Source organism: Sphingopyxis sp. MG (assembly GCF_002953155.1).
Classification (GTDB): domain Bacteria; phylum Pseudomonadota; class Alphaproteobacteria; order Sphingomonadales; family Sphingomonadaceae; genus Sphingopyxis; species Sphingopyxis granuli.
Genome location: NZ_CP026381.1, coordinates 2,817,070 through 2,830,542, shown reverse-complemented (window position 1 = coordinate 2,830,542; position 13,473 = coordinate 2,817,070). Strand labels below are relative to the sequence as shown.

The 13,473-nt window shown below is 60.9% G+C and carries 10 protein-coding genes and 2 pseudogenes; 8 read left to right on the top strand and 4 right to left on the bottom strand.

Going from position 1 to position 13,473, the window contains the following annotated elements; all coding sequences use genetic code 11:
* Positions 1-92 precede the first annotated feature (92 nt).
* From C3E99_RS13025 to C3E99_RS13015, 3 genes and pseudogenes are all read right to left on the bottom strand, one after another.
* Positions 93-922 (bottom strand): annotated as a pseudogene (locus C3E99_RS13025) (IS3 family transposase); the annotation flags it as partial.
* Positions 923-987: 65 nt separating this feature from the next.
* Positions 988-1,347: pseudogene (locus C3E99_RS13020) on the bottom strand (transposase); the annotation flags it as partial.
* Positions 1,348-1,945: 598 nt separating this feature from the next.
* A complete protein-coding gene (locus C3E99_RS13015; protein WP_158682291.1) occupies positions 1,946-4,096 on the bottom strand; it encodes a molybdopterin-containing oxidoreductase family protein in 2,151 nt (716 codons plus the stop codon).
* A gap of 329 nt (positions 4,097-4,425) precedes the next feature.
* Between C3E99_RS13015 and C3E99_RS13010 the strand changes: the two genes are divergently transcribed.
* Positions 4,426-5,082, top strand: a complete 657-nt coding sequence (locus C3E99_RS13010) for a TetR/AcrR family transcriptional regulator (RefSeq protein WP_104959871.1) — start codon at positions 4,426-4,428, stop codon at positions 5,080-5,082.
* Between the two features lie 21 nt (positions 5,083-5,103).
* Here C3E99_RS13010 and C3E99_RS13005 read toward each other — a convergent pair whose 3' ends face one another.
* Positions 5,104-5,871, bottom strand: coding sequence for an enoyl-CoA hydratase/isomerase family protein (locus tag C3E99_RS13005; RefSeq protein ID WP_104959870.1), 768 nt, complete (start codon positions 5,869-5,871; stop codon positions 5,104-5,106).
* A 200-nt stretch (positions 5,872-6,071) separates the two neighbouring features.
* Between C3E99_RS13005 and C3E99_RS13000 the strand changes: the two genes are divergently transcribed.
* The 7 genes from C3E99_RS13000 (at position 6,072) to C3E99_RS12970 (ending at position 13,365) form a co-directional block, all read left to right on the top strand.
* A complete protein-coding gene (locus tag C3E99_RS13000; RefSeq protein WP_104959869.1) occupies positions 6,072-7,841 on the top strand; it encodes an N-acyl-D-amino-acid deacylase family protein in 1,770 nt (589 codons plus the stop codon).
* Between the two features lie 83 nt (positions 7,842-7,924).
* Positions 7,925-8,941: a zinc-dependent alcohol dehydrogenase family protein gene (locus C3E99_RS12995; protein ID WP_104959868.1), complete on the top strand. Its 1,017-nt coding sequence runs from the start codon at positions 7,925-7,927 to the stop codon at positions 8,939-8,941.
* A gap of 35 nt (positions 8,942-8,976) precedes the next feature.
* Positions 8,977-9,597, top strand: coding sequence for a peroxidase-related enzyme (locus C3E99_RS12990; protein WP_158682289.1), 621 nt, complete (start codon positions 8,977-8,979; stop codon positions 9,595-9,597).
* Position 9,598: 1 nt separating this feature from the next.
* Positions 9,599-10,399 (top strand): crotonase/enoyl-CoA hydratase family protein, encoded by an 801-nt coding sequence (locus C3E99_RS12985; RefSeq protein ID WP_104959866.1) that lies wholly within the window; start codon positions 9,599-9,601, stop codon positions 10,397-10,399.
* A gap of 2 nt (positions 10,400-10,401) precedes the next feature.
* Positions 10,402-11,154, top strand: coding sequence for an SDR family NAD(P)-dependent oxidoreductase (locus C3E99_RS12980; protein WP_104959865.1), 753 nt, complete (start codon positions 10,402-10,404; stop codon positions 11,152-11,154).
* On the top strand, positions 11,151-12,320 hold the full coding sequence (locus tag C3E99_RS12975; protein WP_104959864.1) for an acyl-CoA dehydrogenase family protein: 1,170 nt from the start codon (positions 11,151-11,153) through the stop codon (positions 12,318-12,320). Before C3E99_RS12980 ends, C3E99_RS12975 begins: the two co-directional genes overlap by 4 nt.
* Before the next feature lie 28 nt (positions 12,321-12,348).
* Positions 12,349-13,365, top strand: a complete 1,017-nt coding sequence (locus C3E99_RS12970) for a phosphotransferase family protein (protein ID WP_234002678.1) — start codon at positions 12,349-12,351, stop codon at positions 13,363-13,365.
* Positions 13,366-13,473: the final 108 nt, after the last annotated feature.

The following is a 13,473-nucleotide window of genomic DNA, read 5'->3' as shown; positions in this document are numbered from 1 at the left end:
AGCCATCTGGATCATAAAATTGCCAGCGCCGATCACACTCGGCGCAACGAGATCTGCTGGCCTGTTCCCGCCGCTGCTTCCCAACATAGGACGTTGTCTGACCGTATGTGCGCTGGCGGACCACGTGTGACGAACAACTCGGCGAGAGCTGCCAGGACGTCCTCACTTCGCAACCGCCGCGCCACCGGCAGAGCGAGGCACTCCCGGCTGGCCTCGTCGATGATCGACAGGATGCGGAACTTGCGGCCATCGTGCGTGCGGCCCTCGACGAAGTCATAAGACCACACATGACCCGGATATTCCGGCCGTAGGCGGATACATGATCCGTCATTGAGCCAGAGCCTTCCACGCTTCGGTTGCTTCTGCGGCACCTTGAGCCCTTCACGGCGCCAGATGCGTTCCACCCGCTTGCGGTTCACATGCCAACCGGCATCGCGCAGCAAGGCCGTCACCCGGCGATAGCCATAGCGACCGTATTGTCGAGCCAAAGCGATGATGTCCTCGGTCAGTGCGGCTTCGTCATCTGCCCCGCGCGGCGTTTTGCGCTGTGTCGATCGATGTTGTCCGAGCACACGGCACACCCGCCGCTCGGACACCGGCATCATTCCCCGGATATGATCGATACAGCGCCGTCGCCGTGCGGGGCTCAGAAGTTTCCCCGCGAAGCTTCCTGCAGGATCAGCTTGTCCAGCGTCAGGTCCGACACCGCCCGTCGTAACCGGGCGTTCTCCTTCTCCAGCTCTTTCATTCGCCGAGCCTGATCCATCTTCAGGCCGCCGTATTCCTTGCGCCAACGGTAGTAGCTTTGTTCGGTGACACCGATCCGCCGACACGCATCCGCCACCGTCCCACCCTGTGCCAGCACGATCTCCGCTTCACGCAGCTTGCCGATGATCTCTTCCGGCTTGTGCTTCCTCGCCATTCCATTCCTCCTTCGTGACCAATTCTAAAATAGAAATTGGGCCACTCAGAAGGGGGCAGATCATTCTTGCCCAGCGCTGATGCATATTGCGGCGCCACTCCCACCGACGCCGTCCCTTTCTTCGGCAACGCGGTGTCGTCGATGATCAGCCATGCCTTGTCGCCGCCGACCAGCGCATCGGCCTGTTCCCACAGGGTCGCCTCAAGCGGACCGCTGTCCCAAAGGCCCGCACCGATGAAGTGATGCAGGCGATCATAGCCGACTTCGCCCGTCCGCGCCGCCATCGGCTGGATGCTCTTGCGATCCCCCGGACCGATCAGGCCCGCGACATAGGCCGGGCACATCCGTTGCCGAGCCTTGTGGCCAAGGCCCTCCAGATAGGGCGCCAGCCAACGCTCCAGATCAACACGCCAATCACCATCCATCGCCGACATCCTTCCAACGTCGGCTCCCTATGAATCACCCATCAACCAAAATGGGAATCCCCAAAATCAAACTTCTGCCAAAATAGTGCTAGCGCGTCCGTCGCGCTCGTATTTTCGGTTCGTGTGGATGAATCCTCTTGCTGCTCTTGGGCAAGGGCAGGACTGCATAGGATCGAGGTCCCCAGCATGAGCGACAGATATCTGCGTGCGAAAGCCCGGCTGAGCATGATTCCCTCTCCTGTTGCGTCTATCGTTGTCGACAGTTCATTAACTTGAAGGGTGCTGTAATATGTACTTGCTTGATGTCAAGGTAATTTCGTTGCGCGCGCTTGGACTCAGAACCGCGTGATCGCCCCGAAATCCCTATTTTCTTAACATTATCAAACAGACGTTATCGGACGGCTTTGTTAGCGACAGGCTCGGATGTGCGAAAATTGCAACGTGCCAGTCGGTTCGAAGTGCACGAGACCACGCTCCGTAAGGCTCAAGGCATTGTGACATTTGAGCCCCGAGAGGTTCTCAGGGAAGTACGAGCGCTTGATGGCGTGTCGCCCAGCGGCACTACCGGCGAGAGATTTCTCTTTCGAGATCTCGCCAGTCAAACCTCGATGGCGACAGCGATGCCATTCAGGATCGACATTCCTGCCAGCGCCTCGATCTCTTTGGAATTCTTCGCAGCCAGAATGTTGGAGTTCACGCCCGGCGCTGCATTGGCCCGTTGCCATCCGCCGCCATGTCCCCAGCCATGCGGCAGCGCGACATTGCCTTCTTTCATCCGGTCCGAAATTTTCACGGGTACACGGATGATACCTGCCTCGGATTTTACGGTAACCACCTGGCCGTCGGCGATCGACAGCCTGCCGGCATCGAACGGGCTGATATGGAGCTGGTGCCGCCGCTTGGCGGTCATGCAGGACGGGACATTGTGAAGCCAAGTGTTCATCGACAGCATTTCGCGCATTCCCGTCAGCCGGAATGGAAATGCCTCCGAGTGCCGATGAGCGCTTAGACGCTGCACCTCCATTTTGAACTCTGCGCCGGCCAGGATGATTTTCCGGTCGGGGGTGGCGATGACTTCTTTCAGCATGTCGGTAGGCAAGGCGTCGGCCAGACTTACTCCGTTTGGAAAGTGGCGAAGGAGCTTCCTCATCGACAGACCGCGGCGTCGCCCATATTGATCCCCGTTAGGACTTTTCCGGATCAGCCAGTCCATCAGCTGCTTCGGACGAAGCGCCAGCCCGATGGCGGACAGTCTGCGAAGCCAGCGATTGCTATAAGCTCCGCCTAGGCCCGCCCGACGGCAAAGCTCGTTGAGAATTTCCCATTCTTCGCGGACGTCGCCACTCGGCTTGACTACGGCCTCGGTCGCAAACAGCGCTGGCCTGAGCATATTCGCGAGATATTTATAGGGAATGTCGGCCCGTTCGAACATGGTCGCAACGGGCAGGATGTAATGCGCGTGGCGGTTCGTTTCATTCATATAGATGTCTAGCGAGAAATGGAGTTCCAGCTTCTCGAGCGCGTCCGCGAAGCCCTCACCGGCGGCGCCGCTTGAATGGACCGGATTGCCGCCAAGCATCAGGAGTGCCCGGACCTGGCCTTCGCCCGGCGTCAGGATATCGTCGATCAGACAGCGCGACGGGAGCATTCCGCCCAGCGCCGGTAACCCGCCGATGCGGGAACGCACAGTTGCTTCGCGGGTGGCGGGAAAGGCATTCGCTCCGAGGCTGCTCCAGGTAAACAACGCCCCGCCCGGCCGGTCCAGATTGCCCGTCACGATACACAGCAGGCTTTGCAAAATATTATTCAAAGTTCCGAACCGCTGGGTGCAGGTGCCGGTTCGCCCATAAATGGTGGCCGAATTCGCCTTCGCAAAATCGCGCGCCAAATCTCGGATGACGTCTGCCGGCACGCCGCATTCCTCCGACGCGCGGTCGGCTGTGAAAGGCCGAGCCAATTCGGCGAGATCTTCCCATCCGTTACAATTCTCCCGAATGTAGGGGAGGTCGATCGCCCCGTTCGAGATCAGCTCATTGAGAAGTGCCATCATCAACCAAGCATCGGTGCCCGCATTGATTTGCAAATGCTCGAACGACTGGGCGGTTTCGCTGCGTCGCGGATCGATGACAACCACCCGGCCTCCGCGCTTGATGATGCTCTGCAAGGCATCACGCATCAACGGTTCGGTGCAGACGGAGCCGTGCGATACCACCGGATTCGCGCCAATGATGATCGCAAAATCGGACCGCCAGAGATCCGGACGGGGGTAAAGCAACGCGGATCCGAAAAGCAGCTCGCTCGCCATCAGAAGCGATGCCGCGTCTTCGGCGTTTACGCTGTAGTTCCATTTCGTCTGAAAGACTTGCTTGAACGCAGAAAACCAGACGGCGGTCGCGAAGCCATTGGTTGGCGGCTGTCCCAGGAATGTCGCAAACGCGCTGGGTCCGTCACGGCGTCTTATGTCGTGAAGTCGGGTCGCAATGTCCGACATAGCCTCGTCCCAAGACACCGGGGTGAACTCGCCAGGCTTCCCGGTCCTCTTCAAAGGCTGCAGGATGCGGTCGGGGTCATACATCACTTCGACCGCGCCTGTGGCCTTCTTGCAGAAATGTCCTTTCGAATAAGGGCTGTCCTTGTCACCAGCCACGGACGTCAGCCGTCCGTCGCGCACCGTCGCGACCAGCGCGCACATCGGTTCGCACACGCGGCAAAAAGTGTGAACGGTTTGATCGTCGCCGCCGTGTTTCACGGTCTATCTCTCCCGGTCAGCGGACGCTCCCAGCACCATGATTGCTCACTTCGCCCGCGTCGCACCAAATCTCGATACAGCGGAGGTGTCCGCCCAATTTTCGCTAACTATACTTGCAAGATTTCAAACATAATCCTTGCTACTTGTAAAGCGTATGAGGGGTCGCTTATGTATCGTAGGACGCTGTCGAGGTGACCGCATTTGACCTCGCCGGGGTCCTGGTCGGCGTCCGCGCGCCGCGGCTGCGCGAACAAAGTGCTTGAAACCTGTCAGATTTCTGATGCAATGATCCGGGTTGGCACGCCAATTCTAATAGGGGCAAAAGTTCGATGAAATCTCCGAGACGATCGCAGGCCGAACGACGCGGTGAGTCTCAGGCACGCATTATTGGAGCGGCGATAGACCTGCTGATCGAGAAGGGGTTTGACCGTTTCTCCCTCCACGACGTCGGCAAGCGCGCGGGATGCAGTCACGAGTTGGTGAACTTCTATTTCGGCAATAAGGATGGGCTGCTAGAGGCGCTCGCCACTCATATTATCGAAACATTTTCCGACGAACTTCTGTCGCTCGATGACTCGCCAAACGCCTTTGACCGGTTGGCGAGGCAGATATTATATATCGCGACAATAGCGGACCGTGCGCCACGGACTTTTACCGCCTATTTGCGGATGGCAGGCGAAGCCCCCTTTTACGAGCACCTTACCCAATTATATCGTAACCGGCGAAGTCAAACGCTGGGCATCTTTCGTCAGACCATTCTCGCAGGCAAGGCCAGCGGGCACATTCGGCGCAACGTCAATGCCGACGCAATTGCGCAAGTCTGCTACGACTTTGTGCGCGGGCATGTCGACAGGCGGTTGCTGGACCGAGACGAAGCCGCGGATCAGTTCAACGCTATCATCTCTACCTTCATTGATCTCCTGCGCGCCAACATTGCCATCCGCAAGCGGACGAACGCGGGACCTTCAAGCTCCGATGGGGACTGAGATCGGTGGCGACGCCGGAAATTAGCGCGCGTTGAAGTTGCCGGGGCGCCGCTCCGAAACCGCGCGGAGCCCCTCGCGATAATCCTCGGTGAGGAACAGTCGCTCCTGTTCGGACACTTCGAGCGAAGTTTGCGCCAGAACAGCGTCCGCCAAGCCTGTGCGCAATGTCGCCCGAGTGGCCATTACAGCAAGCGGCGCATTTTCGGCAATCTCCTGGGCCAATGCCATCGCAGTGTCGACCAGCACTTCGGAGTCAGCCAACATATCGGCCAAGCCGATACGCGCGGCCTCCACTCCTCCGACGCGTCGCCCCGTGTAGAGTAGGAGCGATGCGGCCTGTTGCCCGATCAGCCGCGGAAGCGTGTGGGTGAGCCCGAAGCCAGGATGAATCCCGAGCTTGACGAAATTGGCGGCGAAGCGCGCTTCTGGAGATGCAACGCGAAAGTCCGTCACCAGGGCTAGGCCAAGCCCTGCCCCGATGGCCGCTCCCTGAATCGCCGCCACGATCGGCTTGCGAGTCGAAAACAGCCGCACCGCAGCGGCATAATAGCTTCTTGCTGTGTGTGCGCTTCCCTCTTCGTCGCCGAAGTTCGCGCCCGCACAGAAGGATTTACCCTGCGCGGTGAGAAGCAGGCATCGGATTTCGGGGTCTCTATCCAGCCGCTCGAAACAATCAGCCAAGTCCTCGAGCACCTGCGCATTCACGAAATTATGCGGTGGATGCCTCAGTTCCACCTGAGCGACGTGGGATTCCACAGCAATATGGATCCCGCTGTCCGTTCCTAGCATAAGTTTCTCCTCTCCCGAATCTATCTGCCGAACCTGTCGTTCGAAAGTCGCCCCGCATTGCGATCGCGACGGTCGTGAATGTCGCTCTTCATCAACAGCATTGCGGCGTCGGCATTAAGCTGATAAAACTTGCAACCTGTCAAGTTAGTTGAGTCGAAAACCAGGCCGCGATAAGGGGCCACGAGGAGAGGAAATATACCATGTATGACCTGCTGATTCGCGGCGCGAACATCGTCGACGGCACGGGCGCGCCCGCGTTCCCGGGCAATGTCGGAGTTAAGGACGGAAGAATCGCATATGTCGGCGCCGACGAGCAGGAGGCGGCAACGACCATCGATGCGAACGGACGGCTGCTGACCCCGGGCTTTATCGATACCCACACTCATTATGACGCCCAGATCACCTGGGATCCGTGGCTGCGTCCCCATAGCGCGCATGGCGTGACGACTTATATCTGCGGAAATTGCGGCTTCGCCCTTTCGCCGCTGTCGCCGGACTCGCTGCAATATCTCATTCCGATGTTCGCGAAAGTCGAGGGCATCCCACATGAGTCACTCGTCCAGGGCGCGAAGATCGACTGGCACACGACCGGCGAGATGCTCGCCAGCTTCGATGGCCATGTCGGCGTCAATGTCGGCTTCATGGTCGGCCATTCGACGCTCAGGGTCAATGTGATGAAGGACCGCGCGCATGACGCGCAGGCGACGCGCGACGATATCGACGCCATGAAGATGCAGCTTCGCCAGTCGCTCGATGACGGCGCCATGGGCTTCTCGTCGAGTCATATCGAAACGCATGTCGACCATGAGGGCGAGGATGTTCCATCGCTGCATTCGTCGCACGAGGAGCTGCTCGAGCTCATGTCGGTGGTGAAGGACTATGAAGGCACGATGACGGGTTATGTTCTGACCGGTTTTAAACCCGATGACAAAGCGATGCGCAAAATGGCCGAAGTCAGTCTCGCGTCGAACCGGCCCTATGCCTGGCCGCTGCTCGTTCCAGGCCTTCACGCCGAGGACATGATGGACGCCAAGATGGCCGCGACCGACATCGCACGCGAAATGGGGGCCGAGTTGCGAGTACAGGCCCCGTCGTGCCCGGTCGCCGTCTTCATCAATTTCAAGAACGGCCTTGGTTTCGATATGTTTCCGGGTGTCTGGAAAGATGTCTATCGCAAAGATCATGCGGGCCGCGTCGCGGCGTTTGCTGATCCCGAGTTGCGCATCCGCCTCGAGGAAGACGCAGGCAAGCTGCCGCCGGGTGCCAATGGGCAGTATCGCGCCAACTTCGACAATTATGAAGTGCAAGGCGTCCGTTCGCCGCAGTATCAGAAATATGTCGGCCGGATGATGGGGGACATTGCCAAGGAAGAGGGTCGCAGCGCCTTCCAGATCATCCTCGACATGGTGGTTGCAGACGATCTGGAAACGGTGTTCGTGCCGCGCGATCCCAATGCCGACGAGCTGGCGATCTGGAAGGATATCGTGCGGTGCATGCGCGATAGCCGCACCCTCTGGGGCGGCGACGATGGTGGTGCTCACCTCGATGTGCTCGAGGCCTATTCGCACAGCACGCGCTTCATTCAATATGCCGTCAACCAGCATGGGCTGATGCCGATTGAAGAGGCGGTCCATAATTTCACGCAGATCCCGGCGCTGTTCATCGGTCTGCGCGACAGGGGCACGATCAAGGTCGGCAATCATGCCGACCTGGTGCTGATGGATCTCGAAAATGTGCGGGTCACCGCGGTCGAATTCCGCTCGGATTTTCCCGCCAATGGCGAACGCCTCTACACTGGTGCCGAGGGGATCGACTATGTGATCGTCAACGGGACGCCGATCATCGCCGAAGGCGAATATACGTGGGCGAAACCGGGGCACGTACTGCGTGCTGGCAAGGACAGCTACACCGTCGACATAAGCCGTGGCGCCAAGGTGACCGAAGCTCCCATGCTCGAAGCGGCCGAATAGGCGCCGCTCCGGCGCTGCTGTAGTCGGCGCGCGCCAGGGCTGGCGCGCGCCGTGCAGGCCCAACACGCCAGACAGGATAGTTCATGAAAGCCATTCGTGTGACCAACCCCGGCCGCTACGAGGATCTGGCGTTGGTCGACGAGCCGACACCCGAACTCGGACGCCGTGATGTCCTCATTAAGGTTCGGGCCTGCTCGCTCAACTTCCGCGACACGATCATCGCCAAGGGTAGCTACCCCGGCCCGCTTGCACACCATGTGATCCCGATCTCCGACGGCGCCGGCGACGTGGTCGCGGTCGGATCGGACGTCACGCGCGTGACGGTGGGGGATCGCGTGACCGTCAATTGTTCGTGCGACTGGGTGGCCGGGCCGAACCTGGCCGAATATCGCTCCAACAGCGTCGGAACGACGATCGACGGGATGCTCGCCGAATTCGTGAGGGTCGAGGAGCGGGCGGTTATCCAGCTGCCCGACGACTTCTCCTATACCGACGCCGCCGCACTTCCCTGTGCCGCGGTGTCCGCCTGGTCGGCGCTTCATGTCGCGGCTCCGCTGTCGCCGGGACAAACCGTACTGATTCAGGGCAGCGGCGGCGTTTCGCTGTTCGGGTTGCAGATCGCCCGGATGTTCGGCGCCCGCGTCCTGGCGCTGACATCCTCGGAAGAGAAAGCGCAGCGCCTGAAAGCGATGGGTGCCGCAGCGGTGGTGAACTACCGGGAGACGCCCAATTGGGAGGATCCGATCCTCGAACTCACCGGCGGCAAAGGTGTCGACAAGGTCATCGAAATTGGCGGCGGGGGAACGATCAATCACAGCATCGCTTGCACCCGCGCCGGCGGCGAGATCGGACTCGTCGGCTATGTGGCCGGAATGGCCGGCAGTCTGCGTCCGATCACACTGCAGATGCGATCGGTCAATCTGAAGCCGATCTCGATCGGTCCAAGAATCTCGTTCGAAGCCCTTCTGACGGGGATGCAGAATACCGGCACGCGGCCGGTCATCGACTCGGTTTACGGCTTCTCGCAATTTAAGGACGCTCTGCGCCATCTCGAAAGCGGCAACCACTTCGGCAAGGTCGTCATTGACATGGAAGCATGAGCGGGGGCGGTGAGCCGAAGCGAAGGAACGCTACGATGGGTGAGGATCAGATAAAGCGAGACGGCACATTGCACCCGGGTTTCATCGCGCCGGACGTCTATGGGTTTCTGGTCCCGCGCAAAGGCTTCGAAGTCGATCCGGATAGCCTCACCGAACTGCCGGTTCCGGAGCGCAATTCGATCGCGATCCTTTCTTCCTACGAGACCGAGGGACGCGCAAGGTTCGGCGCCTTTGTCATGCCCGTATTCTTCGACCCTGCATATGGCCGCCTCTCGCTGGCTGAGCGCGAGTTCATCGGGGTCATCGTTTCAGGCGTGAATCACTGCATCACCTGCTTGGTCGTGCACACCGACCTCCTCGGAAAATATATTGGCGATCACGGCCGTGCGCGGCGTATCGGCATCAATTATCGCCAGGTCACGCTGTCGGACCGCGAACGGGCGATTGCCGATTTCTGCGTCAAGCTGACGAACGATCCAGGCCAGCTCGAAGCTGCCGACATTGCGATGCTTCGCGCTGCCGGGCTGGACGATGAGGAGATCTACTATGTCGTGGAGCTCGCCGGCCTGTTCAACATGACGAACCGGACGACTGCGGCGTACGGAATGCGACCGGACGACGATTTCATGGCCGAAATCACGCCAGCGGGGGGATAATATGCAAGCGACGGAAAGTGCGGTGTTGGTCGAGCGAGAGGATCAGATCCTCATTGTGACGATCAATCGCCCCGCGGCGCGCAACGCCGTAAATGCGGCGGTGCACACCGGCCTCGGGAGAGCGCTCCAGCAGGCGGAAAGCGACCCCGATATTCGCGTGGTTGTTCTCACTGGTGCAGGAGAAAAAGCGTTCTGTGCGGGCGCTGACCTCAAGGCTCTCGCGCGGGGTGAAAGCAGCTGGCCCGACGACCCAGAACAGAAACGCTGGGGTTGGGCCGGATTCGTGCGCCATCCGATCAGCAAACCGATCATCGCTGCCGTTAACGGATTTGCGCTGGGCGGCGGCACGGAATTGGCGCTCGCCTGCGATATCGTGATTGCGGCTGACCATGTCGAGTTCGGCCTCCCTGAAGTAAAGCGAGGCATTTTCGCGGCTGCGGGCGGCGCGTTTCGACTGGCGCATCAATTGCCGCCGAAGATCGCGATGGAGCTGCTCCTGACCGGGGACAGCTTCTCGGCGCAGCGCGCATTCGAGCTGGGCTTCGCAAACCGCGTGGTCCCGTCGGCAGAGCTCATGAAGACAGTCATGACCATGGCGCGCAAGATCGCCGCCAATGCTCCGCTTTCCGTTCAAGCAAGCAAGCGGATTGCTAACGGAATTGCCGAAGGAACGATCGCCTCGGAACGCGATTTCTGGGCCGCCAACAAGCGTGAAGGCGCGATCGTCATGACATCTGCCGACGCGCGCGAAGGCCCGCGCGCCTTTGCGGAAAAGCGCGCGCCTGCCTGGCAGGGCCGTTAGACGTGGCCGATCTTCTTGGGCGCACCGTCCTGATCACGGGCGCCTCGTCGGGGCTCGGCGCCCATTTCGCGCGGATTTGCGCTGCGCAGGGTGCCAACGTCGTCCTCGCGGCGCGGAGGGTCGACCGGCTGCGGACATTGGTCGCAGAGATCGGCGACAAAGCGCTTGCGGTCGAGCTTGATGTCACCGACGAGCGGTCGGTGGTCGCCGCCTATGACCGCGCCGAGGCGCGCTTCGCCGCGGTGGACACGATCATTGCCAATGCCGGCGTGTCGGCGCCCGGGCGCTCGATCGCGCTGCCCGGCGACGCTCTCACCGGCCTGATCGCAACCAATCTGACCGGCGTCTATCTGACCGTCCGAGAGGGCGCGAGGCGCCTCATCGACCGGGGCCCCGCCGGCAGTAAGGACGGACGCGTCGTTATCATCGGCTCGATCACCGCACACCTTACCGGCCACGGTGAGTCCGCCTATGCAGCGACAAAGGCCGCGGTCGCCCATCTCGGCCGCAATTTCGCGCGCGAGTGGGCGCACAAGGCGATCAACGTCAACGTCATCCAGCCGCGCTATATCGCCACCGACATCTCGCGCGAATGGTTCGCGTCCGAGGGAGGCAAAGCGCAGATCGCGCGCTTCCCGCGTCGCCGACTTCAGCCGATCGAGACCCTCGACGCGATGATGCTCTACCTCTGCTCCGACGCCGCCGCCGGAATGACTGGATCGGTGATCGACCTTGATGACGGACAATCCTTATGACCACGACCGATCGTGCACGCGCCATTGGGGACGCCGTCGAGCGCTTCGTAAGGGATACTGTCGTCCCATATGAAAAGGATCCGCGCTGCGCCGCGCATGGCCCGTCGGACGCGCTGGTCAGCGAGCTTAGGGTCCTTGCGCGCGAGGCGGGGGTACTGACGCCGCACATCCTCGAGGGCGGCGTTCATCTGACTCAGCGCGAGACGGCGCATGTGCTGATCCGCTCGGGCCTGTCGCCGCTCGGCCCGGTCGCCTGCAACACGATGGCGCCCGACGAGGGCAATATGTATCTGCTCGGCCATGTCGGATCGCTCGAACAGAAGGCGCGCTTTCTTGCACCGATGATCGACGGCACCGCGCGCTCCGCCTTCTTCATGACCGAGCCGGCCGAAGACAATGGCGCGGGCTCCGACCCCTCGATGATGCGGACCACCTGCAAGGCCGATGGCAATCACTGGGTGATCGAGGGCCGCAAGGCGTTCATTACGGGCGCGCAGGGAGCCAAGGTCGGCATCATCATGGCAAAATCCGAGGAGGAGGGCGCCTGCCTGTTCGTCGTCGACCTTCCCGATCCCGCGATCCGGATCGAGCGGATACTCGATACGATCGACAGTTCTATGCCAGGCGGACACGCGGTGGTGGCGATCGACCGCTTGCGTGTCCCGGCCACCCAGATGCTCGGCGAACCGGGCGAAGGGTTCCGATATGCGCAGATCCGTCTCTCCCCTGCACGCCTGTCACATTGTATGCGCTGGCTCGGCGGCTGCATTCGCGCACACGAAATCGCGGCGGATTATGCCTGCCGCCGCCAGGCCTTTGGCAAGGCGCTGATCGATCATGAAGGCGTCGGTTTCATGCTCGCGGAGAATTTGATCGACCTCCGCCAGGCCGAGCTGATGATCGACTGGTGCGCAGCTGTCCTCGATACCGGCGATCTCGGCACGGCCGAAAGCTCGATGACGAAGGTCGCCGTGTCTGAAGCGCTTATGCGCATCGCCGATCGCTGCGTCCAGGTCATGGGCGGAAGCGGGGTTTCGGGTGACACGATCGTTGAGCAGATATTCCGCGAGGTTCGCGCATTCCGCATCTATGACGGGCCGACCGAGGTCCACAAATGGAGCTTGGCGAAGAAGATCAAGCGCGAGTGGACGGCATCACGTGGCTGATGCGGCGACGACACCGGTGCGCGCCGGAATGGGGTTCGACGAAGCGGCGCTCACCGCCTGGCTCACGGATTATGTCGAGGGTTTCAGCGGACCGTTGCAAGTCGCCCAGTTCAGCGGCGGCCAGTCTAATCCGACGTACCGGCTGACGACGCCGGCCGCCTGCTATGTCTTGCGCCGCAAGCCCCCCGGCCCATTGCTCAAGGGCGCGCATGACATATTGCGCGAGGCCCGGGTGATGGCCGGGCTTGCCGGCACACCTGTGCCCGTTCCGTCGGTCCTTGCGATCTGCGAAGATCCAGGCGTGGTCGGCACGCCCTTTTTTGTGATGGCAATGGTCGAAGGCCGCATCTTCTGGGATGCCGGCTTCCGCGAGGTAGCCCGACCTGACCGCGCCGCCTATTTCGATGCTATGAACGCCGCGATGGCAGCGCTGCACGGCGTCGATCCTGCCGCGGCGGGGCTCGCCGATTTCGGTCGGGCCGGTAATTATTTCGAGCGTCAGATCGCGCGCTGGAGCGCGCAGTATCGCGATGACGATCTCGTCGGCCGCGACGCTAACATGGACGCGCTGGTCGAATGGCTCCCCGGCGCGATACCGGCTGGCGAAGAGACAAGGATCGTTCACGGCGATTTTCGCTGCGACAATATGATCTTCTATCCATCGCGCCCCGAGGTGATCGCGATCCTCGACTGGGAATTGGCGACGCTCGGTCACCCCCTTGCCGACTTCGCCTATCATGCAATGATGTACCGCATGCCGGGCGACATCGTCGCCGGCATCGGCGGATTAGATCCGCATGATCTTGGACTGCCGAGCGAAACCGAATATGTTGCTGCCTATTGCAGCCGTACGGGGCGAAGCGAAATTGCCGACTGGGAGTTCTATATAGCTTTCAATCTGTTTCGCTTGGCCGCCATCTTTCATGGCATCAAAGGTCGTGTCCTCCGCGGCAATGCCGTGTCCGAACAAGCAAGCGAACGAGCGGCAAATTTCCCCAGGCTGGCCATGCTTGCGAAGGACGCGATGGACCGTTGTAACGCATGACTATGATCCAGCGCAGCCGCACTGTTCGCGCGGCAAATCGTCTCCGCGGTCGTCGCGCCTTGCCAGCACGTGGCTGCTTCACCTGACCTGCCGATAATGACTTCCGGA